Origin of the sequence: Geodermatophilus bullaregiensis (assembly GCF_016907675.1) — a bacterium.
Classification (GTDB): domain Bacteria; phylum Actinomycetota; class Actinomycetes; order Mycobacteriales; family Geodermatophilaceae; genus Geodermatophilus; species Geodermatophilus bullaregiensis.
Genome location: NZ_JAFBCJ010000001.1, coordinates 3,872,897 through 3,896,580 on the forward strand (window position 1 = coordinate 3,872,897; position 23,684 = coordinate 3,896,580).

Annotated in this window: 27 protein-coding genes, 1 tRNA gene and 1 pseudogene; 11 read left to right on the plus strand and 18 right to left on the minus strand. The window is 75.8% G+C overall.

What is annotated here, in order from left to right; all coding sequences use genetic code 11:
• The first annotated feature begins 23 nt into the window (after positions 1–23).
• The gene (locus JOD57_RS18525) at positions 24–944 is read left to right on the plus strand and encodes a DUF6910 family protein (RefSeq protein WP_204693372.1); all 921 of its coding nucleotides are present in this window, start codon (positions 24–26) and stop codon (positions 942–944) included.
• 26 nt (positions 945–970) lie between these two features.
• Here the strand turns inward: JOD57_RS18525 and JOD57_RS27025 are convergent, their stop codons facing one another.
• Entirely contained in the window at positions 971–3,073 is a 2,103-nt protein-coding gene (locus JOD57_RS27025; protein ID WP_204693373.1) for a GDSL-type esterase/lipase family protein, read from the minus strand.
• 140 nt (positions 3,074–3,213) lie between these two features.
• Positions 3,214–3,294, minus strand: a tRNA-Leu gene (locus JOD57_RS18535).
• A 90-nt stretch (positions 3,295–3,384) separates the two neighbouring features.
• Here JOD57_RS18535 and JOD57_RS26450 point away from each other — a divergent pair.
• Together JOD57_RS26450 and JOD57_RS18545 are read left to right on the plus strand one after the other, a co-directional pair.
• Complete coding sequence (locus JOD57_RS26450) at positions 3,385–3,675, plus strand: DUF3618 domain-containing protein (protein WP_204693374.1); 291 nt, start codon at positions 3,385–3,387, stop codon at positions 3,673–3,675.
• An 8-nt stretch (positions 3,676–3,683) separates the two neighbouring features.
• Positions 3,684–4,181: a DUF427 domain-containing protein gene (locus JOD57_RS18545; protein ID WP_204693375.1), complete on the plus strand. Its 498-nt coding sequence runs from the start codon at positions 3,684–3,686 to the stop codon at positions 4,179–4,181.
• Between the two features lie 3 nt (positions 4,182–4,184).
• Here the strand turns inward: JOD57_RS18545 and JOD57_RS18550 are convergent, their stop codons facing one another.
• Complete coding sequence (locus JOD57_RS18550; RefSeq protein ID WP_204693376.1) at positions 4,185–4,802, minus strand: TetR/AcrR family transcriptional regulator; 618 nt, start codon at positions 4,800–4,802, stop codon at positions 4,185–4,187.
• Between the two features lie 142 nt (positions 4,803–4,944).
• On the opposite strand from JOD57_RS18550, the gene JOD57_RS25645 reads away from it, so the two are divergent.
• On the plus strand, positions 4,945–6,075 hold the full coding sequence (locus JOD57_RS25645; RefSeq protein WP_204693377.1) for an EAL domain-containing protein: 1,131 nt from the start codon (positions 4,945–4,947) through the stop codon (positions 6,073–6,075).
• Here the strand turns inward: JOD57_RS25645 and JOD57_RS18560 are convergent.
• Positions 6,053–6,634, minus strand: coding sequence for a histidine phosphatase family protein (locus JOD57_RS18560; RefSeq protein WP_204693378.1), 582 nt, complete (start codon positions 6,632–6,634; stop codon positions 6,053–6,055). The two genes, JOD57_RS25645 and JOD57_RS18560, sit on opposite strands and share 23 nt — an antisense overlap.
• Positions 6,635–6,760: 126 nt before the next feature.
• Between JOD57_RS18560 and JOD57_RS18565 the strand changes: the two genes are divergently transcribed.
• Entirely contained in the window at positions 6,761–7,615 is an 855-nt protein-coding gene (locus tag JOD57_RS18565; protein WP_204693379.1) for an aldo/keto reductase, read from the plus strand.
• 45 nt (positions 7,616–7,660) lie between these two features.
• Here the strand turns inward: JOD57_RS18565 and JOD57_RS18570 are convergent, their stop codons facing one another.
• Positions 7,661–8,152: an STAS domain-containing protein gene (locus JOD57_RS18570; protein WP_204693380.1), complete on the minus strand. Its 492-nt coding sequence runs from the start codon at positions 8,150–8,152 to the stop codon at positions 7,661–7,663.
• Positions 8,153–8,352: 200 nt separating this feature from the next.
• Here JOD57_RS18570 and JOD57_RS18575 point away from each other — a divergent pair, with 200 nt between their 5' ends.
• Positions 8,353–9,507, plus strand: a complete 1,155-nt coding sequence (locus JOD57_RS18575) for an acyl-CoA dehydrogenase family protein (protein WP_204693381.1) — start codon at positions 8,353–8,355, stop codon at positions 9,505–9,507.
• Between the two features lie 411 nt (positions 9,508–9,918).
• Positions 9,919–10,233, plus strand: a complete 315-nt coding sequence (locus JOD57_RS27330) for a PaaI family thioesterase (protein WP_372440304.1) — start codon at positions 9,919–9,921, stop codon at positions 10,231–10,233.
• A 120-nt stretch (positions 10,234–10,353) separates the two neighbouring features.
• On the opposite strand, the gene JOD57_RS27335 is transcribed toward JOD57_RS27330, so the two are convergent.
• The 7 genes and pseudogenes from JOD57_RS27335 to JOD57_RS18610 all read right to left on the minus strand — a co-directional run bounded on the left by JOD57_RS27335 (position 10,354) and on the right by JOD57_RS18610 (position 16,424).
• A complete protein-coding gene (locus JOD57_RS27335; protein WP_372440252.1) occupies positions 10,354–10,548 on the minus strand; it encodes an HNH endonuclease in 195 nt (64 codons plus the stop codon).
• 140 nt (positions 10,549–10,688) lie between these two features.
• Positions 10,689–11,528 (minus strand): annotated as a pseudogene (locus JOD57_RS27340) (DUF222 domain-containing protein); the annotation flags it as partial.
• Between the two features lie 156 nt (positions 11,529–11,684).
• Entirely contained in the window at positions 11,685–12,803 is a 1,119-nt protein-coding gene (locus JOD57_RS18590; protein WP_204693383.1) for an NAD-dependent epimerase/dehydratase family protein, read from the minus strand.
• 45 nt (positions 12,804–12,848) lie between these two features.
• Positions 12,849–14,111 carry an MFS transporter gene (locus JOD57_RS18595; RefSeq protein ID WP_204693384.1) on the minus strand — a complete coding sequence of 421 codons (1,263 nt, stop codon included), beginning with the start codon at positions 14,109–14,111 and terminating at the stop codon, positions 12,849–12,851.
• On the minus strand, positions 14,108–14,692 hold the full coding sequence (locus JOD57_RS18600) for a helix-turn-helix domain-containing protein (protein ID WP_204693385.1): 585 nt from the start codon (positions 14,690–14,692) through the stop codon (positions 14,108–14,110). The genes JOD57_RS18595 and JOD57_RS18600 overlap by 4 nt, the downstream gene beginning before the upstream one ends.
• 49 nt (positions 14,693–14,741) lie before the next feature.
• Positions 14,742–16,079, minus strand: coding sequence for an MFS transporter (locus tag JOD57_RS18605; protein WP_204693386.1), 1,338 nt, complete (start codon positions 16,077–16,079; stop codon positions 14,742–14,744).
• 153 nt (positions 16,080–16,232) lie between these two features.
• On the minus strand, positions 16,233–16,424 hold the full coding sequence (locus JOD57_RS18610) for a hypothetical protein (RefSeq protein WP_204693387.1): 192 nt from the start codon (positions 16,422–16,424) through the stop codon (positions 16,233–16,235).
• A gap of 106 nt (positions 16,425–16,530) precedes the next feature.
• Between JOD57_RS18610 and JOD57_RS18615 the strand changes: the two genes are divergently transcribed.
• Both JOD57_RS18615 and JOD57_RS18620 read left to right on the plus strand, forming a co-directional pair.
• Positions 16,531–16,953: a nuclear transport factor 2 family protein gene (locus JOD57_RS18615; RefSeq protein ID WP_204693388.1), complete on the plus strand. Its 423-nt coding sequence runs from the start codon at positions 16,531–16,533 to the stop codon at positions 16,951–16,953.
• Positions 16,950–17,276: an EthD family reductase gene (locus JOD57_RS18620; RefSeq protein WP_204693389.1), complete on the plus strand. Its 327-nt coding sequence runs from the start codon at positions 16,950–16,952 to the stop codon at positions 17,274–17,276. The genes JOD57_RS18615 and JOD57_RS18620 overlap by 4 nt, the downstream gene beginning before the upstream one ends.
• Positions 17,277–17,294: 18 nt before the next feature.
• On the opposite strand, the gene JOD57_RS18625 is transcribed toward JOD57_RS18620, so the two are convergent.
• The 6 genes from JOD57_RS18625 to paaA form a co-directional block, all read right to left on the minus strand.
• Positions 17,295–17,699, minus strand: a complete 405-nt coding sequence (locus JOD57_RS18625) for a thioesterase family protein (protein ID WP_204693390.1) — start codon at positions 17,697–17,699, stop codon at positions 17,295–17,297.
• Positions 17,700–17,703: 4 nt separating this feature from the next.
• Positions 17,704–18,783, minus strand: coding sequence for a 1,2-phenylacetyl-CoA epoxidase subunit PaaE (gene paaE / locus JOD57_RS18630; RefSeq protein WP_204693391.1), 1,080 nt, complete (start codon positions 18,781–18,783; stop codon positions 17,704–17,706).
• Complete coding sequence (gene paaD / locus JOD57_RS18635; protein ID WP_307824782.1) at positions 18,783–19,295, minus strand: 1,2-phenylacetyl-CoA epoxidase subunit PaaD; 513 nt, start codon at positions 19,293–19,295, stop codon at positions 18,783–18,785. Before paaD ends, paaE begins: the two co-directional genes overlap by 1 nt.
• Positions 19,292–20,203: a 1,2-phenylacetyl-CoA epoxidase subunit PaaC gene (gene paaC, locus JOD57_RS18640; protein WP_204693392.1), complete on the minus strand. Its 912-nt coding sequence runs from the start codon at positions 20,201–20,203 to the stop codon at positions 19,292–19,294. Before paaC ends, paaD begins: the two co-directional genes overlap by 4 nt.
• 85 nt (positions 20,204–20,288) lie before the next feature.
• A complete protein-coding gene (gene paaB, locus JOD57_RS18645; RefSeq protein ID WP_372440253.1) occupies positions 20,289–20,657 on the minus strand; it encodes a 1,2-phenylacetyl-CoA epoxidase subunit PaaB in 369 nt (122 codons plus the stop codon).
• A complete protein-coding gene (gene paaA, locus JOD57_RS18650) occupies positions 20,654–21,619 on the minus strand; it encodes a 1,2-phenylacetyl-CoA epoxidase subunit PaaA (protein WP_204693393.1) in 966 nt (321 codons plus the stop codon). Before paaA ends, paaB begins: the two co-directional genes overlap by 4 nt.
• Positions 21,620–21,725: 106 nt before the next feature.
• Between paaA and paaK the strand changes: the two genes are divergently transcribed.
• Complete coding sequence (paaK, locus tag JOD57_RS18655; protein WP_204693394.1) at positions 21,726–23,063, plus strand: phenylacetate--CoA ligase PaaK; 1,338 nt, start codon at positions 21,726–21,728, stop codon at positions 23,061–23,063.
• Entirely contained in the window at positions 23,060–23,668 is a 609-nt protein-coding gene (locus JOD57_RS18660) for a TetR/AcrR family transcriptional regulator (RefSeq protein ID WP_204693395.1), read from the plus strand. Before paaK ends, JOD57_RS18660 begins: the two co-directional genes overlap by 4 nt.
• Positions 23,669–23,684: the final 16 nt, after the last annotated feature.

A 23,684-nucleotide genomic window follows, 5' to 3' on the forward strand; every position in this document is an offset into this window, starting at 1 on the left:
GACCGGGCGGGCACAGCAGGCCGGTGCGGGTACTCGTGGACGAGGTCAGGACGCTGCGGTTCGACGACGGGACGCCGGTGCGCGCCGCCTCCGGGATCGCGCCGCTGGGGGACGGGTGGCTGGTCGTGCAGGACGACGCCACGTCGGCGGCCTGGCGCCGTGCCGGCTCGGTGACGCCGGTGCGGGTCCTGCCGCCGGTGGAGGGCCACGACGTGTTCGCCGAGGCGGCGGGGACCAAGCACCTCAAGCCGGACCTGGAGGTGGCCTGCCCGGCCGAGGTGGACGGCGAGCCGGCCGTGCTGCTGCTCGGTTCCGGCTCCTCGCCGCGGCGGACGCGCGGGGTGCTGGTGCGGTTCGAGGACGGGCGGCCGGTCGCGCGGGCGACGGAGCTGGGCCCGCTGTACGAGCGGGTCGTCGCCGTCCTCGGCCTGCCGCGGGACCAGCTGAACCTGGAGGGCGGCAGCCGGTCCGGCGGCACGGTGCGCTGGTACCAGCGCGGCAACCTGGCCGCCGGTGTGTCCTCGGCCAGCGTGGAGGTGCCGCTGGCCGACCTGGTGGCCGCCGTCCTCGGCCGGACCGCTCCCGCGTCGGTCCCGGTGGCGCGGCCGCGCCGCTACGGGCTCGGCGAGGTCGACGGCGTGGGCCTGGCGGTCACCGACGCCGTGGCGCTGCCCGACGGGCGCGAGCTGCTCAGCGCGGCCGCGGAGGACACCCCCAACGCCGTCGACGACGGCCCGGTGGTCGCCACCGCGCTGGCGCTGGTCGACGGCGAGGACGTGCTGGCCGTCGCCCGGATCCCCGAGGTCGGTGGCCGGGTGCACAAGGTGGAGGGCCTGGCGCTGCGCGACGTCCGCGGCGGGGAGGCGCACCTGCTGGCCGTCGTGGACGCCGACGACCCGGGGGCGCCGTCGGTGGAGCTGGAGCTGCGCGCCGTCCTGGACTGACGACCCGGCCGGGCTCGCCGGCCGGCTCAGTCGTCGGGCGCCGCGGAGTACAGCGCCCGGCGGTGCCGCCGCCAGGCGAACAGGCCCACGGCGAACGCCCACGCACCCGTGCCGACGACTCCCAGGCCGAGCCCCCAGGTGAGTCCGAACCGGCCGATCTGTCCCAGCGCCCACGCGGTGCCCTCGGCGCGGCAGCCGTCGTCGGCGTAGACGCTGCAGTCCGCCGCTCCGGCGACCTCCTGACTGGCTTCCTCCATCGTCGGCGCGCTCGGGTCGTTCGGAGCGTCGACCTCGAGGTCCGGGTTCTCCGCCCGCCAGATCTGGAAGGTGCGCAGCATGGCCGCGTGACCCCGCTCGTTGGGGTGCAGACTGTTGTGCGACCAGTTCAACGGGTTGAAGCGCTGCTCCGGAGCGCCCTTGACCGAGCGCAGGCCGATGAAGTTGATCCCCGGGCGTTCCTCGTTCAGCGGATCGCACAGCTGCAGGTGGGCGTCCCGCAGCGAGTTCCGCATCTCCGCCAGGTAGTGGAAGCCGGCCTCGTTCGCGGCCGCGTGGATGCGCCCGTTGAGGGCGTTGAGGAACTGGGTGACGAAGGTGCGCTCGGCGCGGTCCAGCGAGATCTGGTCGCACTGCACGCTGGTGCCCGTCGCGTCCAGCGCCGCGATGGGTGAGGGGTAGGGGACGACGACCACAGGGACCCCTGCGAACGCCGCCCGCACCTCGGCATAGGTCCGCCGCAGCTCGCGCTCGACCTCGTCCAGCCCGGCGAGCCAGGTGTCCCGCTCCGTGCTGCAGTCGCCCGGGGCCACGCACATCTGGCCGATGGTCGCGAACCCGGCGTCGTTCCCGCCGATGCTGATGACGACCAGGCCCGGCTCGTAGTCGCCCTCGTGCCTGGCGTACTGGGCCAGTTGGGTGTCCAGTCCGTCGGTGAGGTGCTCCTGCTCTGCCAGCGGTGGCGCCGGGACCGCCGCCACCTCCGGCGGTGTCATCGGGACCGCTCCCTCGTGGGCGCGGACGTCGTAGGTGCGCGCGCCCGAGCAGGCGAGGAAGTCCAGCCCGCCGAACTGCGGCTCCTGCCCGGCCAGCGCTGCCCAGGCGGTCGGCGCCCGGCGGCAGGCGTTGCCCCCGCCCTCGTCGGTCTGCTCGAAGTAGATCGCCGCACCCTCCCCGGACATGTAGGAGTCACCGAGCGCGACGAGGACCTCGTCCTCGTCCGCCGGGTACACCGGTGGTCGCGCTTGCTGCGGGGTGACACCCATGAGCGCGATCACTGCGAGCACCACCACGATGTCGGCCTGGGTCGAGGAGGCGAGTGCGACCACCAGTCCGGCCAAGGCCGCGATCCCCACCAGCGCCCACATGGACTCGGTGATCACGACCGCGACCAGTGCCGCGACGACGACCGCTGCTCCCGACCCCATGGCGAGCAGGCGAGGGATGCGCTTCTCGTGCTCCCGGAGGATCTCGATGGCCGCCTCGGACGCCAGGGACACCCCGGCCGGCAGCGTGAGCAGCGCGACGAGCGCGAGGCCGGCCGCGATCCCCCTGGTCCAGGCCGGTCCCCCGAGGGCGAGGACGGCGCTGGTCCCCAGCGCCGCCACGACCCCCACACCGATCAGGACGCCCACACCTACCAGGACCCGCGTGCGCCGGGGCTCCTCACGAGGCATGGTGACGTCGCGGAGGGCGGCGGCGACCTGCTGACGCCGCGAGGAGATCACAGCTCCCGCGACGAGGTAGAGGCCCACCGCGCCGACGACGAGGAGGGTCCCCCCGGGCAGGGCCGGGGACCACAGCAGTCCGATGCCGCCGACGACCACGCAGACCGCCGCGACGGCGGCGAGCCCCGCCAGCCAGAACGGGTGCGGTGTCCACGCCTCCCCGTCCAGCGAGTCGGCGTACTGACCGCGGACCCACACGGTGGCCAGGACCGCGAACAGCACGAACGCGATGACCACCAGGGGCCTCGCCACCTCGGCCCGGGCGCTCACCAGCAGGAGCCCCAGGCCGATCAGGAAGGCGATCGTCCGCCGCCACTGCAGTCGCGTGGTGCGGCGTTCCGCCGTGGCACCACCGCTCGGGGACGACGACGTTCCCGGCACCCCCGCGCTGCCCCCGACGGACACGGTTCCCCCTCGGCCCGGTGCCCGCCGCGCTGCGGGCGGAGCGCAGGCTAGGAGTGGTCAGACACCGCCGACAAGACGATCGGCTGCCGTGGTGACCGCGGACGGCGCGTCCCGGCGCGGCGCCCGGCCGGCCGGCCGCGTGCGGGAGGCGGGAGTCGAACCCGCACGCCCGAAGGCACCAGATCCTAAGTCTGGCGTGGCTGCCGTTACACCACTCCCGCGTGGCCGGGATTCTAGGTCGCCGGGCCCGGCCGGGTGTCCGGCCCCGGCGGGAACGGGCCGGTCGGCGCCGCGTCTGGCAGGCTGTCGCCGTGCCTCGCGACCCTCGAGAGATCCAGCTGGAGATCGACGCCGCCCGGGAGTCCCTGGCGGCGACCCTGGACCACCTGGCCCACCGGGGCAGCCCCACGCGGCTCAAGGCCCAGGGGCAGGCCGCCGTCCAGCGCTTCCTGGTGTCCCCGGCGGGCAAGGCGACGGTGGGCGGCCTCGGCGTGCTGGTGACCCTGGTCGCCGTCCGGAAGGTCCGGCAGCGGAGGGCCCCGAAGCGCAGGGTCGCCACCCGCAGGGTCCAGCCCCGCAAGGTCCAGCGCCGCAGGCGCTGACCGCCGCCGTGCGCACCCCGCGTCGCGACCCGGTCGGCCCCGGCCAGGAGTCGGTCTGGGACTACCCCCGCCCGCCGTCGGCGGAGGTGACGCCCCGCCGCGTCGTCGTCGAGCTGGGGGGCCGCGTCGTCGCGCGGACGGGACGGGCGGTGCGGGTCTGCGAGACCAGTCACCCGCCGGTCTACTACGTGCCCCGCGAGGACGTCGTCCCCGGCGTGCTCGAGCGGGCGGCCGGGTCGTCGTGGTGCGAGTGGAAGGGGGCGGCGACCTACTGGGACGCCGTCGTCGACGGTCGCCGGCACCCCGCCGTCGGCTGGTCCTACGAGCAGCCCACCGCCGGGTACGAGCACCTGCGCGGCGCGGTGGCGTTCTACCCGAGCAAGGTCGACCGCGCGCTGGTCGACGGCGAGCAGGTGCGCGCGCAGGCCGGGGACTTCTACGGCGGCTGGATCACCGCCGACGTCGTCGGCCCCTTCAAGGGGGAGCCGGGCACGCGGGGGTGGTGACGCTCAGCGCCCGCGGTGCACCAGCGGGAGCACGACCGTCTCGAGCACCGCGTCGGCGTAGGCGGCGTCCACCGGCTCGCGGGTGACCAGCCACCGCTGCACGAACAGCGCGGTGCTCGCCTCGGCCGGGATCGACCCCGGCAGTCCCGGACCCACCTCGCCGCGGGCCTGCGCCCGGGCCCAGGTCTCGTCGTAGGCCCGCCGCCACACCGCCAGCGGCCCCTCCCGGAACGCCTCGGCCAGGGCCGGCTCGTGCTGCATGGCCGCCAGCAGCGAGCGGGTGGCCGCGCCGACCGGGCTGGCCATCATCTCCACCATCCGGTGCACCAGCGAGCGCAGGTCGCCCTCCAGCGACCCGGTGTCGGCGGTGACCGTCCACGCCCGGTTGACCTCGGAGACGGTGTCGACGACGAGGTCCTGCTTGGTGCGCCAGCGGCGGTAGATCGTGGCCTTGCCGACGCCGGCCTCCGTGGCCACGGCGTCCATCGTCAGCGCGCCGTAACCGACCTCCCCGAGCAGCCGCAGGATGGCCGCGCGGATGACGTCGTCGCGGCTCGGATCGCGCGGTCGACCTCCCCGGCCGGCGCGGGGCGGCTGGTCGGCGAGCACTGCGGAGGTCATGCGCGCACCCTAGGGCCTCCGGCGGCCGTGGGAGGCGGTCCGCGTCGCGGGAGGAGTACCGGTCCGTCCCGATCCGCGGGGGGCGCCGCACCGCGCCGCGCGCCTGCCCGCGCCGGCCGGCGGGGTCGGCCATCCTGCTGGTGTGGGCAGTCCGATCGGCGCGGCACGGCGGCGCGAGGAGTGGCACCTCCCGGACGTCGCCACCCGGGTCCTGCTGGCGACGGAGCAGGAGCACGTGCTGCCGGCCGTGGCCGCCACCGCCCGCTCGGTCGGGCTGTCGGTGTTCGCCGCCCCCGGCCTGCTCGACCTGCTCGACGAGCGCGACGGCCTGGGGGTGGAGCGGCTGTTCGACCGGCTCTCCCGCGAGCTGACCGGCGCTGAGGCCGAGGCGGTGCGGGTGGCCACCGACCCCGCCGGCGAGTACACCGCGCTGGCCACCGGACTGCTCACCGCCCCGACGCTGGCCGCCGAGCTGGCCCGGCGGGGGATCACCGCCGAGGTGGGCGTCCTCGCCGAGGCGGAGCTGTGGTCGGCCTACCAGCCGATCGTCGACCTGACCGGCCGCGCCGTCGTCGCGCACGAGGCCCTGCTGCGCGGCGACTCCGACGGCCGCACGATCGACGGCGGCGACCTGTTCTTCGTCGCGGACTCCGCCGGCTGGCTGCCGCGGCTGGACCGGGTGGGCCGCGAGTGCGCCATCGCCGGGGCCGCCGGCTGGATCGGCGACGCCGACCTGTTCGTCAACACCCACCCCACCTCGGTGCTGCGGCCCGACGCCGACCTCGCCAGCACCGCCGAGGCCCTGGAGCTGGCCGGGCTGGGACCGCGGCAGCTGGTGCTCGAGGTGGGGGAGCGGGCCGCCGTCACCGACCGCGGGCACCTGCTGGCCGTGCTCGAGTCCTACCGCGCCCACGGCTGGCGGGTGGCCCTCGACGAGGTCGCCGCCGGGTGGTCGAGCCGGTCGCTGCTCGACGTCGTCCGGCCCGACGTCGTCAAGCTCGGGCGGGCGCTGGTGTCGGCGCTGCCCGACGACGGCGCCCGGGCGGTGGTGCGCACGGTGGCCGGGCACGCGCACCGCCTCGGCGCGGTGGTCGTGGCCGAGGGCGTGGAGACCGAGCAGGCCGCCGAGGAGGTGGCCGCGCTCGGCGCCGACCTCGCCCAGGGCTGGCTGTTCGGCAGGCCGGTGGCCCCGCCGGCCGGCGACGCGCCCGCCACCGCCGAGACCGACGCCGCGCCCGGTGCCGAGGAGCTCAGTCCAGCCCCCACCCGGTGAGCACCGGCCGCGCGTGCTCGTGCCCGAGCACGCCGTAGGCGCCGGCCGGCAGCGCGAACAGCGCCCCGGCCTCCGGGCCGAGCCCCAGCCAGCGGGCGGTGAGCACCCGCAGCACGTGCCCGTGGGCGACCAGGGCGACGTCCCCGTCGTCCAGGCGGGACCGGGCCCGGTCCAGGACCCGGTCCACCCGCCGGCCGACGTCGGCCACCGACTCGCCGGGGGACTCCCCGGGGACGACGGGGTCGCGCCACACCGACCACCGGCGGCCGAGCTCCTCGCTGATCTCGGCGGTGGTGCGGCCCTCGTAGCCGCCGTAGTCGAACTCGACGAGGTCCTCGTCGACGCCGGTGGCGGTCAGCCCGGCCAGCTCCGCGGTGCGTCGCGCCCGCTGGCGGGGGCTGACCCACACCTCCGCGAACGAGCGCCGCCCGAGCGTGGGGGCCAGGTCGCGGGCCCGCTGCTCGCCCTCGGGGAGCAGCGGCACGTCGGTCACGCTCGTGTGCTGGCCGCTGCGGCTCCACTCCGTCTGCCCGTGCCGCAGCACCACGATCTCGCCCACCGCAGCCTCCCTCGCCCGTGTCGCCGGTCACATCGCGGATCGCGGGGAAGCATCCCCCAAGGGGCGGTGCTGGCCCGGACGAGACCCCGGAGCAGCCGGCTCCGGGCCGCACACCCGGGAGGGTCCATGACCACGGCCGCACAGACCGACACCTTCGCCATCGGCGGGGACCTGCCCGTCCACCGGCTCGGCTACGGCGCCATGCAGCTGCCCGGACCCGGCGTCTGGGGCGAGCCCGCCGACCGCGACGCCGCGCTGCGCGTCGTCCGCGCCGCCGTCGACCAGGGTGTCGACCTCATCGACACCGCCGACTCCTACGGTCCGTTCGTCAGCGAGCAGGTCATCGCCGAGGCGCTGCACCCGTACCCGGAGGGCCTGGTCATCGCGACCAAGGCCGGCCTGACCCGCCAGGGCCCGGGCGTCTGGACGCCGGTCGGCCGCCCCGCCTACCTCAAGCAGCAGGTCGAGCTCTCGCTGCGCCACCTGCGCGTGGAGCGGATCGATCTGATCCAGCTGCACCGCATCGACCCCGACGTCCCGCTCGCCGACCAGCTCGGCGCCTTCGCGGAGCTGCAGGCCGAGGGCAAGGTGCGCCACATCGGCGTCTCCGAGGTCTCGGTCGAGGAGCTGCAGGCCGCGCGCGAGATCGTCGACGTCGTCAGCGTGCAGAACCTCTACAACCTGACCAACCGGCAGTCGCAGGACGTCCTCGACTTCGCGACGGCGAACGGCATCGCGTTCATCCCGTGGTTCCCCATCGCCACCGGTGACCTGGCCGCGCCGCACAGTCCCGTCGCCGACGTCGCCCGCGAGCTCGACGCCACCCCGGCGCAGGTCGCGCTGGCCTGGCTGCTGCAGAAGTCGCCGGTGGTCCTGCCCATCCCCGGCACCAAGTCGGCCGACCACCTGATCGAGAACACGGCCGCGGCCCGGCTGACCCTCTCCGACGAGGACATGAGCCGCCTCGACGCCCTCGCCTGAACCGGGTCCTGCCCTCGGGCGGCCCGCCGCGGGAGGGGCCTCCCGTCAGCGCCAGCGGTCCCGCGGGACCGTCGCCCCCGGGCGGGTCGCGCCGTGCACTCCGGACAGGTCGTCGGGGACCGGCCGGGGGCGCGCGGGCGGGATCTCGTCCCACGGGGGCGTCAGCCAGGTCGGCGTCGGCGCCGCCACCGCCGGCTGCCCGGCGCCCGGGCGCGGCCTGGGGCGCACGGGGTCCTGGCCGGTGAGCGGCCCGTCGAGCTCGAGGTGCTCGGCCAGCCCCTCCTCGCGGACCAGCCGCCGGGTCACGGCCGGGGCCCCGACCACGCGGCAGCACCGGCCGGCCGCGGCCATGGCGTCGCTGAACCCGGCCAGGGCCTGCAGCGCGGTCCCGTCCTGGAAGCGCGCGCCGGCCACGTCGACGACGACGCTGGTCGTCCCGTGCCCCGCGGCCCGGGTCAGGGCCGGGACGAGCCGGGTCAGCGTGGGGCGGCCGGCGTCCCCGGTGAGGCGGACGACCACCTGGTCGGGAGCGGGCACGACAGCGACGTGGAGGTGCACGGGGACTCCGTGGTGTCTGCGGCATCACGGGTTCGGACGCCGGGACCGACGCTAGTGCCGATCCCGGATCCCAGCAACGGGGCGTGTTCGGTTGGTTGCGGATTGCTCCCGTCAGACGGTGCCCGAGGTGCACGCGACCCGCGTCCCGGCTGCGGTGCGACAGGCGTCACCATGGGGGCGTGGACGCCGAGGACTTCACGCAGATCCGGAACGCGGTGCGCGAGCTGGTCCGGGAGGTGGTGGTCCCGCGCGAGGAGGAGATCGACCTCGACGACCGCATCCCCGAGGAGCTGCGCGGCGCCGCCGCCCAGATGGGCCTGTTCGGCTACGCCCTCCCGGAGGAGTACGGGGGCCTGGGCGTGGACATGCGCGAGGACGTCGAGCTCGCCTTCGAGTTCGGCTACACGACACCGGCCTTCCGCTCGCTGTTCGGCACCAACAACGGCATCGCCGGGCAGGTGATCGCCCGCTTCGGCAGCGAGGAGCAGAAGAAGGCGTACCTGCCGCGGCTGGCCGCCGGTGAGCTGATCGGCTCCTTCGCGCTCACCGAGGCCGAGGCCGGGTCCGACCCCGCCGGCCTGCGCACCAGCGCCCGCCGCGACGGCGAGGGCTGGGTGATCGGCGGCGCGAAGCGCTACATCACCAACGCCCCGCTGGCCGACCTGTTCGTCGTCTTCGCCCGCACCGACCCGGCCGAGAAGGGCGGGCGCGGCATCTCCAGCTTCGTCGTCGACGCGAGGGCGCCCGGCGTCTCGCTCGGGGCCAAGGACGTGAAGATGGGGCAGTCGGGCGCCTGGACGTCGGAGGTCTTCTTTGACGACGTGCACGTGCCCGGCGACGCGCTGGTCGGCGAGGAGGGCCGCGGCTACGCCAAGGCGCTCACCGTGCTGTCCCGCGGCCGGCTGCACATCGCCGCCCTGTGCGTCGGGATGGCGCAGCGGGTGCTCGACGAGTCGGTCGCCTACGCCGCCACCGCCAAGCAGGGCGGTGCGCCGATCGGGCGCTTCCAGCTGGTGCAGGCGCTGATCGCCGACATGCACGCCGAGCTGCTCGCCGGGAGGGCGATGGTCCGCGAGGTCGCCGCCCGCTACGACAGCGGCGAGGACACCTCGATCGGTCCCTCGTCGGCGAAGCTCTGGTGCAGCGAGATGGTCGGCCGCGCCACCGACCGGGCGGTGCAGGTGCACGGCGGCCTGGGCTACCTGCGCACCACGCCGGTGGAGCGCTTCTACCGCGACGCCCGGCTCTACCGGCTCTACGAGGGCACCAGCGAGGTGCAGCGGGTCATCGTCGGCAGCGGCCTGCTGCGCGCGGCCGGCATGCCGCGTGGCTGAGGAAGGACCCTCCTGCCCCCACCGCTCGCGAGCTCGCGGCGGGACCCTGCAGGAGGGCCGGCGGGGGAGCGGGCCGCGCGCCGGGAGGCGGTCGGCGAGCTGGGGGAGGCGCTGCGCGAGCTGGCCGACGCCGCCGTCCGCACCGAGGTCCCCGAGGACGAGCTCGCGGACGTCGCGGCCGCGGCCCGCGGGCTCGCCGCCCGGCTGCGGGCCCGCGGCCGGGGGCTGCACGAGGTCGCCCGCGTCGACGACCCCGAGACGGGTGAGCGCTGGTACAGCCCGGTCTACGGCCCGGGCAGCCCGGTGGCGCCGTCGCTGGTGGCCGCCGACACCCCCGACGGGCGGGCGACCGGCCGGGTCACCGTCGGCAAGCCGCACGAGGGTCCGCCGGGACTGGTGCACGGCGGGGTGGTGGCCACCCTGCTCGACCACGTCCTGGCCCGCGCCGTCCGCGCGGCCGGCCGCGGTGGGCTCACCGCCACGCTGACGGTCCACTACCGCCGGCCGGTGCGGCTGGGCGTGCCGCTGCTGCTGTCGGCGCAGATGGGTGAGACGCACGGCCGCCGCACCTCCGCGACCGCCCGGCTGGTCGCCGAGGACGACCCCGGCACCGTGCTCGCCGAGGCGGAGGGCCTGTTCGTCTCGCTGCGCCCCGAACGGGCGGCCAGCGTCTTCGCGCACATGGACCGGCCGGCCGGCGCCTGGACGTCGTCCTCGGACGGCTGACCGTCGCTGTACCGCAGTGAGCACCTGCCCTGCGCCGAGCGCTGCGGACGGGCGGGATGCGCGCAGGCCCGCGCGACCGGCCGCTGGCTCAGCGGGCGGTCGCGCGGGTGCGTCGGCGGATCACGCTGCGGGTTGCAGGAGTGGTGGCCTGGTGAGGATCTCGGTGCCGTCGGGTCGCCAGGTGTGCCATCGCCCGTCGGGTCGTCGCTCGACGCGGAAGCCGTGGTGGACCTTGGTGTGGTGCCGTTCGCACAGCAGGGCGGAGTTGGCCAGTGAGGTCTCGCCGCCGTCGAGCCAGTGCACGAGGTGGTGCACCTCGGCCCACCAGTGAAAGGACCCCCCCGCCCCCCCGCCACTCGCGAGCTCGCGGCGGGCCCCTGCGGAGGGGCCGGCCGGTCGGCCAGGCGCTGCTCGCGGCCCAGGTCCAGCGGTGCGCCGTCGGGGCCCATCACGACGCGGGAGACGGTGGCGTCGCAGGCCAGCCAGCGGGCGCGGGCGGCGGAGATGACCGCACCGAACCCCATCCGGACGGCACCGGGCCTCGTGCCGGGGTCGACCAGGTCCGCCAGGTCGATCACCACGGCGACGTGCGGCTTGACCGTCCGCAGGGTGGGCAGCGACCCGGACGCCAGGGCGTTGTCGGCCAGCTGCACCAGCGCGTCGCCCAGGCGCTGGGCGCGGCTGCGGTCGTCGCCGGCGGGGCGGTCGGCCTGCACGACGGACTCCAGGACGGCCTGCAGCTTCTCCCCGCCGGCGGCGTCGAGCTGCCCGCGGATGCTCAGGGCGCCGTCGGCGTGCTTGGACAGGGTGAGCGACCGGCCCTCGGTCGGATCGGGCTCCGGACCATCGGGGTCGAGGTCGTCGAGGTAGCGCTGCACGACCGGCCCGAGCGCGGCGTGCTCCTGCTCGATCGCCACGCCGGTGAACACCGCGTCGATGACGGCCAGGTCCACGCCCTGGGCGGCGGCCGCGGCCAGCCGCTCGGGCGTCACCGCCCGCGCCGCCACGGCCACCTGCTCGGCGCTGACCAGCCCGGTGTCGTGCGCCTCGGCCAGCGCGGGCAGGTGCTCGAGCACCCGCCCGGCGGTGACCAGCCGGCCGGCTGCGGCCGCCGACAGCCGGCAGTGCCCGCGCAGCCATGACGCCACGCTCTTCAGCCCGTCGCGCTCGGGCGCCTGCGTCAGCTCCGCGGTCCGCACCCGCCGGGCCAGCGCGGCGTCGATCCGGTTGCGCTCGGCGACCAGCGCGGCGACGTCGTCCAGGACGTCACCACTCGCCAGATGACCCGAACACATGTACGAAACACTAGCCGGTCATGAGTGCTCGATCAAGACGAAACCGCAGCTCAACGCGGTGATGAGGGCGGTTGGCGTCACCGCAGCGCTCGGGGCGGCGAGCCCGCCTCCCACCCGTGGTACGCCCGGCGGGTGCGGTGCGGTCACCCGGCCGGGCTAGTCCGGGCGGCGGTTCGGGACGTTGGCCGGGTCGCCGCCCGGGTCGTGCTCCTTGCCGCCGGTGGGGGACAGCAGCGGCCCGGGGGCGCCGTCGCCCCGGCCAAGGGCGGCGACGAACTGGCGCAGGACGTCGTCGCCGCGGTGGGCCGGGTGCCAGTCGAGCTGCGTGCGGGCGCGGGCGGTCTCGAGCACCGGCGACTGCAGGCCGAGGTCGAGCCACCCCGGCTCGGTGGGCACCAGGTGGGCGTGGAAGGCCGCCGACAGGCCGGTCCGCAGCGCCACCGCCGGCACCGGGATCCGCGTCGTGCCCAGGGTGCGGGCGATGCCGTCGGCGTCGAGCGCCGGGTCGGCGGAGAGGTTGAACGGGCCGGGGGCGCGGCGGTCGAGCATCCGGGTGATCGCGTCGGCGACGTCGTCGGCGTGCACGAAGCCCACCTGCAGCGAGGGCAGCGGCAGGGGCAGCAGCGCGGCGACCTGGCCCGGCACGAGGCGGACCGCGCCGAGCAGCAGCGGTCCGAGGAAGTAGCGGCCGATCTCGCTGGCGGCCTCGGGCTGCAGCACCAGCGTGGGCCGGACGACGGTCAGCGTGATCTCCGGCTTGCGTCGCACGACCTCGCGGACCACCCGCTCGGCCTCGGACTTCTGCCGGCTGTACTGCGAGGACGGGATGCCGGTGGTGGGCCAGTCCTCCGTGACCGGCCGTGCGCCGGCGCCCGGGGCGTAGGCGCCCAGCGAGGACATGTGCACCACGTGCTGCACGCCCGCGGCGACCGCGGCGCGCATGACCCGGCGGGTGCCGTCGACGTTGGCCTTGTACAGCTCGTCGGGCCGGCGTCCCGGCTGCAGCGCCCAGGCCAGGTGCACGACGGCGTCGGCGCCCTCGAGCAGGTTGGTCAGCGCCTGCTCGCTGGCGGTCTCCCCGAGGTCGGCGTGGTACCAGGTCACCCGGTCGTAGGGGGCGGTGTCCGGCGGCTCACGCCGGGCCAGCCCGCGGACCTCGGCCACGCCACTCCCCGGGGCGGCCAGTCGCCGCAGCAGGGCGGTGCCGACGTTGCCGCTGGCGCCGGTGACGGCGACCGTGAGGCCCTTCAGGTGGTCGCGGGGGAGATCAGCCATGTCCTCGCGCTACCCGCAGCGCCGGGCGGCAACCGGCGAGGTCGGTCACCGCACCACGGCACCGGCGGGCGCACGGGCTCCTCGGCGCAGCCCCAGGGAGGTCACCGCGACCAGCACCAGTGCCGCCCCGGCGGCCTGGAGGGCGGCCCCGGTGCCCGCCGCCTCGGCCAGTCGCGCCAGTCCGAGGGTGCCGCCGAGCGCGCCGACCTGCAGCGCCAGCGACGACGCCGACAGCGCGGTGGCGCGCCGCCCCTCGCCCACCTGCCCGTGCATGACCTGCTTCCACAGCGGCCAGGCCGCCGCGTTGGTGACGTAGAAGACCGCGAACAGGCAGCCGAGCACGACCGGCCCGCCCAGCGGGACGGCCGCGACCGCCAGCGCGCCGACGACGGCGAGCCCGGCGGTCCCCACCGCCGCGGAGCCGCGGGCGGCACGGCGCACCGCCGGTGCCAGGAGCGCGCCCACGCCCGCAGCCGCGAACGACACCGCCATGACGACGCCGAAGACCGCCGAGCCCTCGGTGCGGCTGCCGGTGAGCTCGGCCACGTGCAGCGGGCCGACCAGCTCCAGGGTGGACAGCACCGCACCGACCAGCAGCGACACGGCGAGCAGCCGCCGCAGCAGCCGGTCGCGGCCGACCATCCGGGCGGTCTCGCGGACGACGGCGGGCACCTCGCGGACGCCGGCCCGCAGGGCGGCGGGACCGGAGCCGCGGACGGCGCCCACCGGGACCACGAGCAGCGCGACGGCGACCACCGAGCACAGCGCCAGCGCCGCGGCCGCCAGCACGGGCAGCACGAGCACGCCGTCGCCGGCGTCGTCGGTCAGGAGCGGCAGCAGCCCGCCGACCACGGCGCCCAGGCACAGGCCCGCACCGTCGGCCGCGCCGGCCCGGGACAGGCCGGGGGTCACGTCGGCCTCGGGGTCGGCGGCGCGGACGGCGTCGACGTACCAGGCCTCCAGCGGCCCGGAGCTCAGCGCCCGGGCGACGCCCCGGAGCCCCTCGGCGAGCGCGAAGGCGACGACGTCGTCGGCGGCCGCCACGGCCAGCAGACCGGCCGTGGACAGCAGCGCGGAGAGGACGAGGACCGGCCGGGTGCCGATGGCGTCGGCCAGCCCGCCGGTGGGCAGCTCCAGGACCAGGACCACCGCGGAGTAGACGGCGAACACGACCCCGACGTCGGCGGGCGACAGGCCCCGCGACGAGGCCAGCAGCACGGTGACCGGCGCGCTCAGGCCCACCGGCAGCCAGTGCAGCGCCGTCAGCCCGACGTAGCGGCGGGTGGCGGAGCGGACGCCGAGGCTCACGACGGGTACTCCGCGAGCCGGAAGAGGTCGACGAGCACGTGCACCAGCGGCTGGCCGGGCTCCTCCCGCTCGGTCCGCCACCGCTCGACGACGCCGTTGAGCTCGTCGAGCAGCGCCCGGGCGCCCTCGGGGGACAGGTGCAGCGCCCAGTCGTTGAGCGAGGTCGCGTCGCGCCAGACCTCCTCGAGCCCCTCGCGCTGCTCGGCGTGCGCGGCGAGCAGCCGGCGCTGCGTGGCCAGGCTCTGGTGGGTCAGCTCCTCGACGACCTCCCGCCCGCCCGGCTGGGTGACCACCTCCTCGGTCTGCCACCGGGTGCTGCGGTGCAGGGCCCGCCACCACCGCTCGCGCCCGGTGCCCTCGCCGGGCACCTCCTCGACGAGGCCGAAGCCGGCCAGCTGCCGCAGGTGGTAGCTGGTGCTGCCGCTGCTCTCACCGAGCCGCTGGCCCAGCTTCGAGGCGGTCGAGGGCCCCTCGGCGCGCAGCAGGCCGAGCAGCGTCGCCCGCAGCGGGTGGGCGAGCGCGCGCAGCGTGCGGGCGTCGTGGACGTCGACGGCGGGCGTCGGCGGGACCTCCTCGTGCACGCCGCCGAGGCTAGGGGTGCAGAGACAGCTTTGCAAAGACCTCTTTGCATCAGGCCGTGTCGAGCGACTCGCCGCGGCGCTCGGGCAGCGCCCAGGACCCGGCCGCCGCGACGACGAAGGAGGCGGCGAAGACACCGAAGACCAGCCCGCTGCCGCCGGCGCCCAGCAGCGGCGGGACGCACAGCGGAGCGGCGATCGAGGCGATCCGGCCGAACCCCGCGGCGGCACCGGCGCCCGTGCCGCGCAGCGCGGTCGGGTAGACCTCCGGCGTCACCGCGTAGACCGCGCCCCAGGCGCCGAGGTTGAAGAAGGACAGCACCATCCCGGAGACCAGGACGGCGGTGTCACCGGCGGCCAGGGCGAACAGCGCGGCGCCGAGCGCCGACCCGAGGAGAAAGACGACCAGCGTCGGCCGCCGTCCCCACCGCTCGACCAGCACGGCCGCCGCCGCGTACCCGGGCAGCTGGGCCAGCGTGATGAGCAGCGTGAAGCCGAACGAGCGGACCAGCGAGAAGCCGGAGGCCACCAGCAGGGTGGGCAGCCAGATGAAGGCGCCGTAGTAGGCGAAGTTGATGCCGAACCAGACCGTCCACAGCGCCGCCGTCCGCCCGCGGGTGCCGGGAGCCCACAGGCCGGACGGGCGCGTCGCCGGGACCGGGCCGGCCGGGGGTGCCACCGCCGGCCCCGGGGGGACGCCGGCGGCCGTCTCGAAGCGCCGCACCGCCGCCTCCGCCTCGCCGTGGCGCCCGCGCAGCTCGAGGAAGCGCACCGACTCGGGGAGGCCGCGGCGCACCACCACGGCGTAGACCGCCGGGACGGCGCCCAGCGCCAGCGCCCACCGCCAGCCGGCGTCGCCGCGGGGGACGACGAGGTAGCCGATCAGCGCGGCGAGCAGCCAGCCGACCGCCCAGAACGCCTCGAGCGCCACCACCACCCGGCCGCGCAGCCGGGCCGGCGCGTACTCGCTGACCAGCGTGGAGGCGACCGGCAGCTCGGCGCCCAGGCCCAGGCCGATGAGGAACCGGAAGACCAGCAGCGACGCGACCGACCAGGCCAGCGCCGCGGCACCGGTGGCCGCGCCGAAGACCAGCAGGGTCAGCGCGAAGACCTGGCGCCGGCCGACGCGGTCGGCGAGCAGGCCGCCGAGCGTGGCGCCCAGGGCCATGCCCACGAAGCCGATCGAGCCGATCCAGGACAGCTCGGTCGGCGTCAGCGACCACTGGACGGCGAGCGCGGCCATGACGAAGGAGATGAGGCCGACGTCCATGGCGTCCAGCGCCCAGCCCACGCCGGAGCCGACCACGAGGCGGCCGTGCTCGCGGGTGAACGGCAGCCGGTCGAGCCGCTGGGCCCGGGTCAGCGTGGGGGACGCCGCGTCGGTGCTCACGGCGGCGGGCGATACCCCGCGCGGGGACCGGTCACGCGGGAGCGTCAGCGGGCGGGCACCCCGGCGTCCACGGGCAGGGCACGTGCCCGTCCGGCGTCGCCACCCCGGCGGTGCCCGACGTGGTGCTGCAGCAGCCCCGTCGGTGCCGGCGGGTCAGCCGTCGTCGTCCTCGCCGTCGGTGGCGTCCTCGACCTCCTGCTCGGCGTCGTCGACGCCCTCCTCGACCTCCTGCTGGACGCCGTCGTCGACGACGTCGCCCCCGCAGGCGGCGGTGCCGAACGAGGCGGCGACGGCGAGGCCGGCGGCCGCAAGCCGCCAGCGGCGGGTGATGGTGGCTGTGGACACGGTCGCTCCCGGGGTCTCGGAGGGGATCCGGGGATGCCCACCCTGCCTGCCGCCCATGCCCCGATCGACCCGCCGCCCACCTGCAGGGCGGGCTACGGTCGCCGGCGTGACGGGACGGCTGGCCGTGGTCGAGGCGTGGCTGGACGCGGTGGACCGGGCCGACGCGGACGCTGCGACGGCACTGTCCGCGCCGGACCTGGAGGTGGTCGGGCCGCGCGGCAGCGTGCGCGGCCGCGAGGTGCTGGGGCCGTGGATGGCGCGGGCCGGGTTCACCGCCCGCCCGCTGCGCTGGTTCTGCGGCGCCGGCGGCGCCGTCGTCGTCGAGCAGGACGCCACCTGGGCCGACCCGGACACCGGCGCCGAGCGCGGCCGCGCCGTCGTCGCCTCGCGGTTCACCGTCGCCGGCGGCGTCGTGACCGCCTACCAGCGGCACGACGACGGCCTGGGCGCCGCCCTCGCCGCCGCCGGGCTGGGCGAGTCCGACGAGGTCCCCGCGCGCGGCTCCGGCCCGGTAGGAACGAGCGCATGACCGTCAGCTACTTCGCCCTGTACCGGACCCCCGACGACCCGGCCGCCTTCGAGCAGCACTACTTCGGCACGCACGTGCCGCTGATCGAGAAGACGCCGGGGCTGCTCGAGAACCGGGTGCACCGGGTCACCCGCCAGTTCGTCGGCGAGCCCGCGTACTCCCTCCTCGCCGAGCTGGTCTTCGAGTCGGCGGAGGCGATGAAGGCGGCCTTCCGGACGCCGGAGTGGGCCGCGGGTGGCGAGGACCTGCAGTCCTGGGGCGGCACGGACCTGGTCACCATGTTCGCCACCGAGCCGCACCCCTCCGCCGGGCAGCGGTCCTGACGGTGCCGGCCGGCCGCGTCAGCCCGGCGCGGCCGGGCGGGCCAGGCGGGCTGCGACGACGTCCGCCGGCAGCACCGCCTGCCCCGTCGTCCCCCGGCCGAGCAGCCGGCCGGACGCGTCGACGGCCTCCAGGGCGCAGGTGAGCCGGCCCGCGTGGACCTCGGTGCAGCGGGCGGTCACCCGGATGCGGTCGCCCACCCAGGCCGGGGCGAGGTGCTCGACGCAGACCGCCGTCCCGATGCCCTCCTCGCCCGGCTCCAGGTACCGCAGCAGCAGCTTCCGGCCGGCCTCCTCGAAGTGCCGGGCCATCGAGTAGGTGGCGTAGACGGGGTGCACGCGGCCCAGCTCGTCGAAGTCGACGGTCATCGCCTCGGTGACGACGACGTCGAGGACGGCGGCCTCCCCGACGGCGACCGGCCGCACCGGCTCAGGCGTCGAAGTCGACGGTGACGGCGTCCGACAGCGGCAGGGTCTGGCAGGTCAGCACGTAGCCGGCCTCGACCTCCTCCGCCTCGAGCGCGTAGTTGCGCCGCATCTCCACGTCGCCGTCGGTGGCCCGCGCCCGGCAGGTGCCGCAGACGCCGCCCTTGCAGGCGAAGGGCAGGTCGGACCGGATCTTCTGGGCGGAGTCCAGGACCGGCACGTCGCGGGGGAGGGCCAGCGTGGTCGAGCGGCCGTCGAGGACGACGGTGACCTGGCTGCTCGGCCCCTCGACGGTCTCGTCGTCGCCGCGGACCGGCTCCGGCGGGACGTCGTCGACGTAGAACAGCTCCTGGTGCACCCGCCCGGCCGGGACGCCGAGCTCGGCGAGCAGCTCGCGCGCGTCGGTGACCATCCCGTGCGGCCCGCACAGCCACCAGTGGTCGACGTGCGGGGCGTCGGTGAAGGCCTCGACCAGCGTGCGCAGCCGCTCGCCGTCGAGCCGGCCGCTGGTCAGCTCGGCGTCCCGGGGCTCGCGGGAGAGCACGTGCACCAGCTGCAGCCGGGTGCCGTAGCGGTCCTTCAGGTCGGCCAGCTCGTCGGCGAACATGACCGTGTTGGTGCGCCGGTTGCCGTAGAAGACGGTGACGGTCGACTCGCCGTCGCGCAGCACGCTGGCGGCCAGCGACAGCGCCGGGGTGATGCCGGAACCGGCGACGACGAAGACGTGGTCGGCCGGGGTCGAGAGGTCGGCGGTGAAGGTCCCCGACGGGGGGAGCACCTCGATCTCGTCGCCGGGGCGCACCTGGTGGACCAGCCAGGAGGAGAAGAAGCCGCCGGGGACCTCGCGGACGCCGACCCGCGGCGCCGTGCCCACCGGCGCGCAGATGGAGTAGGAGCGGCGCTCGTCCCGCTCGCCGTCGACCCGGCGCAGGGTGAGCGCCTGCCCGGGCCGGAACGCGTAGTCCTCGGCCAGCTCGGGCGGCACGTCGAAGGTCACCGCGACGGCGTCGTCGGTGAGCGGCTCGACCCTCGCCACCCGGAGCGGGTGGAACCGCGGCCGGCGGCGGGCAGGCGCGCTGGTCATCAGATCTCCTTGACGTGCTCGAAGGGCTCGCGGCAGCTGCGGCAGCGGCGCAGGGCCTTGCACGCGGTGGCGCTGAACTCGCTGAGCTCCTCGGTGTCGGGCGAGCCGCACAGCGGGCAGGTCGCCGTCCGCCGGGTCGGGCCCAGCTGCAGGGGAACGGGCCCGGCGGCCCGCACCGGCGCCCTCCCCGGTGGTGCGATGCCGGCCGCGGCGAGCTTGCGGCGGCCCTCGGCGCTGATCCAGTCGGTGGACCACGCGGGGGAGAGCACGGTGCGCACCTCGACGTCGTCGAAGCCGGCGCTGTGCAGGGCGTGCAGCAGGTCGGCGCGCATGACGCCCATCGCCGGGCAGCCGCTGTAGGTGGGGGTGATGTCGACGACGACCGTGCCGTCGTGCACCCGCACGTCACGCAGCACGCCGAGGTCGGCGAGGGTGAGCGCGGGCAGCTCGGGGTCGGTGACGGTCTCGGCGACCGCGCGGGGGTCGGTGCAGACGTCCATCCCCGTCGTCACCAGGTCGCCGCCGGGTGCTGCCGCGCCAGGCCCTGCAGGTCGGCCAGCAGCGCGGTCAGCTCCGGGCCGTGCTCGCCGGTGCGGCCGCGCGGGGGCGTGTCGGCCGGCCACCCGGGCACCCGCAGCGTCGCCTGCTCCAGCACGGTCGTGAGCACCCCGTGCACCTCCTCGCGGACGTGGGCCGGGTCGACGGCGACGCCGGCGTCGACCAGGCGCCGCTCGACGTCGGTGGCGGTGAACAGGTCGGCCAGCAGCGGCCAGACGGCGTCGGCGCCGGCCTGGGCGCGGCGGTGCGACTCCGCGGTGCCGTCGCCGAGGCGCAGCACCCAGCGGGCGGCGTGGTCGCGGTGGTAGGCCAGCTCGTTGACGCCCTTGGCGGCGATGGCGGCGAGCACCGGGTCGCGGGAGTCCCGCAGCCGCGCGAAGACCGCGAGCCGGACCGTCGAGGCCACCAGCAGGCGGACCATCGTCTGCCCGAAGTCGCCGTTCCCCGCCTCGACCAGCCCGGTGTTGGCGAACTCGTCGGGGTCCCGGAAGTAGGCCAGCGCGTCCTCGTCCGGGATGGAGTCCGTGGCCAGCGACCGGGAGCGGCCGAGCACGCCGACCGAGCCGGCGCGGGCCAGCAGCAGCCGCGCCTGCCCGAGCAGGTCGAGCGCGACGTTGGCCACGGCCACCTCCTCCTCGAGCTCGGGGGCGGCGGTGACCCACTGGGTCAGCCGCTGGGCGAGCACCAGGGCGTCGTCGCCGAGCATCAGGCAGTAGGCGCCCAGGTCGGCCGGGTCGACGCCGTCGGAGACGGTGGTGTCGACGCCGGCCAGCGGCTCGTCGAAGCCGGTGCCGAACGCCCAGTGCCCCTCACCCCCGTGGGCGTGGTCCAGCGCCTCGTACACGGTCTCCTCGTGTGCCATGCCTCTCCTGGTGACGTGCTGGAACGGCCCTCGCCCCTCCCTCCTCGCGCCGAGGTGCGAGGTGCGGGGGAGGGAGGGGGCCCGCTCACATGTGCGGGACGTCCTCGGGGATCTCGTAGAACGTCGGGTGGCGGTAGACCTTGTCGCCGCTGGGGGCGAACATCGGGTCCTTCTCGTCGGGGCTCGAGGCGGTGATGTCGGCGGCCCTGACCACCCAGATGCTCACGCCCTCGTTGCGCCGGGTGAACACGTCGCGGGCGGCGTGCACGGCCATCTCGTCGTCCGGCGCGTGCAGCGAGCCGACGTGCACGTGGTTGAGGCCGCGCTTGCCGCGGACGAACACCTCGTACAGCGGCCAGTCGCGCCGGCTCACCGACGGCGACGGCGCGGTCGGCACCTCGGGCCCGGTGGGGACGGCGCCGTGCCCGCCCTCGGCGGTGACGTCGGCGCTCATGCCACGGACCGGGCGTGCTTCTGCGCGTAGGCGGTGGCGGCCTCGGTGACCCACGCGTTGTCGTCGCGGGCCGCCCGGCGGCGGTCGATCCGCTCGGCGTTGCACGGGCCCTGGCCGCTGATGACCCGCTTGAGCTCCGACCAGTCGATCGGGCCGAAGCGGTACCGCCCGGTCTCCGGGTCGGGCGCGAGCTCCGGGTCGGGCAGCGTGACGCCGAGGAACTGCGCCTGCGGCACGGTCATGTCGACGAACCGCTGGCGCAGCTCGTCGTTGCTGTGCCGCTTGATGCCCCACGCCATCGACTGCGCCGAGTTGGGGCTCTCGTCGTCCGGCGGCCCGAACATCATCAGCGAGGGCCACCACCAGCGGTCGACGGCGTCCTGCACCATGGCCCGCTGCGCGTCGGTGCCGCGCATCATCGTCATCAGCAGCTCGTAGCCCTGCCGCTGGTGGAAGGACTCCTCCTTGCAGACGCGGATCATCGCCCGGGCGTAGGGCCCGTAGGAGGAGCGGCACAGCGGCACCTGGTTGCAGATCGCCGCGCCGTCGACCAGCCAGCCGATCACGCCGACGTCGGCGTAGGTCAGCGTCGGGTAGTTGAAGATCGAGCTGTACTTCTGCCGGCCCTCGATCAGCTTGTCGGTCAGGTCGGCCCGGTCGGCGCCGAGGGTCTCGGCCGCGGAGTAGAGGTACATGCCGTGCCCGGCCTCGTCCTGGACCTTGGCCAGCAGGATCGCCTTGCGCCGCAGGCTGGGGGCGGCCAGCAGCCAGTCACCCTCCGGCTGCATGCCGATGATCTCCGAGTGCGCGTGCTGCGCGATCTGCCGGATCAACGTCCTGCGGTAGCCCTCGGGCATCCAGTCGCGCGGCTCCACCCGGCGCTCGGCGGCGATCGTGGCGTCGAAGTGCTCCTGCAGCGCGGTCTCGTCGGTCGCAGGCCGGTCCAGCGTGGGCGCGGACATCGGGTCTCCCTCGGTCGCGAGGTATTTACTGACCAGGCGGTCGGTAATAGTGTGCCGCAGGAGGACGCGCGGCACAAGGAGCGGCGCGGACGAGAAGGAGGCACCGATGACGGCGACCGGCGACACCACCCGGCGGCTGGGGACGGCGCCCGACCCGGCGATCCTCGACCCGGCGGAGCGCACGTCCGTCGACGAGCTCCGCGCACTGCAGCTGCAGCGGCTCCGGTGGTCGCTGCGGCACGCCTACGACAACGTGCCGCACCACCGGCGGGCCTTCGACGCCGCCGGCGTCCACCCCGACGACTGCCGGGAGCTCGCCGACCTGGCGCGCTTCCCCACGACGGGCAAGGCCGACCTGCGGGAGAACTACCCGTTCGGCATGTTCGCCGTCCCCCAGGACCAGGTGCGGCGGGTGCACGCGTCGTCCGGCACGACCGGGCGGCCGACCGTCGTCGGCTACACGGAGGGCGACATCCGCACCTGGGCCACGGTCATGGCCCGCTCGATCCGCGCGGCCGGCGGACGCCGCGGCGACCGGCTGCACAACGCCTACGGCTATGGCCTGTTCACCGGCGGACTGGGCGCCCACTACGGCGCGGAGGAGCTGGGCTGCACCGTCATCCCGGTGTCCGGCGGCATGACCCCGCGGCAGGTGCAGCTGATCACCGACTTCGAGCCGCGGGTGATCATGGTGACGCCGAGCTACATGCTCACGATCATCGACGAGTTCGAGAAGCAGGGCCTCGACGCCCGGGGGTCGAGCCTGGAGATCGGCGTCTTCGGCGCCGAGCCCTGGACCGAGCAGATGCGCCGCGAGATGGAGGAGCGCCTCGACATCCAGGCCGTCGACATCTACGGCCTGTCCGAGGTGATGGGCCCCGGCGTCGCCCAGGAGTGCGTCGAGACCAAGGACGGCCTGCACGTGTGGGAGGACCACTTCTACCCGGAGGTGATCGACCCGATCACCGAGGAGGTGCTCCCGGAGGGCGAGGTCGGGGAGCTGGTGTTCACCTCGCTGACCAAGGAGGCCATGCCGGTCGTCCGGTACCGCACCCGCGACCTCACCCGGCTGCTCCCGGGTACCGCGCGACCGGCCGTGCGCCGCATCGAGAAGATCACCGGGCGCACCGACGACATGATCATCCTGCGCGGGGTGAACCTCTTCCCGACGCAGATCGAGGAGGTCGTGCTGCGCACCCCCGGGCTCTCGCCGCACTTCGCCCTGGAGCTGACCAGGCGCGGCCGGATGGACCACCTCACCTGCCGGATCGAGGCCCGCCCGGACTGCCCGCCGGCGCGCCGGGCCGTCGCCGCGCAGGAGGTGGCCCAGGCCGTCAAGGACACGGTGGGGACCAGCATCGAGGTGCAGGTGGTCGATCCCGAGACGCTGGCCCGCTCGGTCGGCAAGCTGCAGCGGCTGCACGACCTGCGCGACCGGGCATGACGACGTCGGGCACCGCGACCGGGCGGCGGGGGCGGCCCGGGCACTCGCTGGACTCCCTGCTGGACGTCGCCGTCGCGGTCTTCAACGAGCGCGGCTACGACGCCACGAGCATGGAGGAGCTCGCCGCGCGGCTGGGGGTCACCAAGTCGGCGATCTACCACCACGTGCCGAGCAAGGTCGAGCTGCTGCGCATGGCCCTCGACCGGGCGCTGGACGCGCTGTTCGCCGTCACCGAGGAGCCCGCGGCGGTCACCGGCCGCGCGATCGACCGCCTCGAGCACGTCGTCCGCGGGTCGGTGCGGGTGCTGGCGGCGGAGCTGCCGTTCGTCACGCTGCTGCTCCGGGTGCGGGGCAACTCCCCGGTGGAGGAGGCCGCGCTCGGGCGGCGCCGCGAGTTCGACCGCATCGTCACCGACCTCGTGCGCGCCGCCGAGGACGAGGGCGACGTCCGGCCCGACGTCGACCCGGCCGTCACCAGCCGGCTGCTGTTCGGCACGGTCAACTCGCTCACCGAGTGGTACCGCCCCGGCGGCAGCCTGTCGGCCGACGCCCTGGCCGACGCGCTCGTCACCACCACGTTCTGCGGCCTGCGCGCCCGCGCCTGACCCGGTCGCCCCCCGC

Bases quoted from the DNA above. Each gene is read 5' to 3' on its own strand.
- paaB (WP_372440253.1), bottom strand. From the start codon at position 20,657: ATGAGCGCCGACGTCACCGCCGAGGGCGGGCACGGCGCCGTCCCCACC.
- JOD57_RS18565 (WP_204693379.1), top strand. From the start codon at position 6,761: ATGACCACGGCCGCACAGACCGACACCTTCGCCATCGGCGGGGACCTG.
- JOD57_RS18620 (WP_204693389.1), top strand. From the start codon at position 16,950: ATGACCGTCAGCTACTTCGCCCTGTACCGGACCCCCGACGACCCGGCC.
- paaC (WP_204693392.1), bottom strand. From the start codon at position 20,203: ATGGCACACGAGGAGACCGTGTACGAGGCGCTGGACCACGCCCACGGG.
- JOD57_RS18590 (WP_204693383.1), bottom strand. From the start codon at position 12,803: ATGGCTGATCTCCCCCGCGACCACCTGAAGGGCCTCACGGTCGCCGTC.
- JOD57_RS18660 (WP_204693395.1), top strand. From the start codon at position 23,060: ATGACGACGTCGGGCACCGCGACCGGGCGGCGGGGGCGGCCCGGGCAC.
- paaE (WP_204693391.1), bottom strand. From the start codon at position 18,783: ATGACCAGCGCGCCTGCCCGCCGCCGGCCGCGGTTCCACCCGCTCCGG.
- JOD57_RS18550 (WP_204693376.1), bottom strand. From the start codon at position 4,802: ATGACCTCCGCAGTGCTCGCCGACCAGCCGCCCCGCGCCGGCCGGGGA.
- paaA (WP_204693393.1), bottom strand. From the start codon at position 21,619: ATGTCCGCGCCCACGCTGGACCGGCCTGCGACCGACGAGACCGCGCTG.
- paaK (WP_204693394.1), top strand. From the start codon at position 21,726: ATGACGGCGACCGGCGACACCACCCGGCGGCTGGGGACGGCGCCCGAC.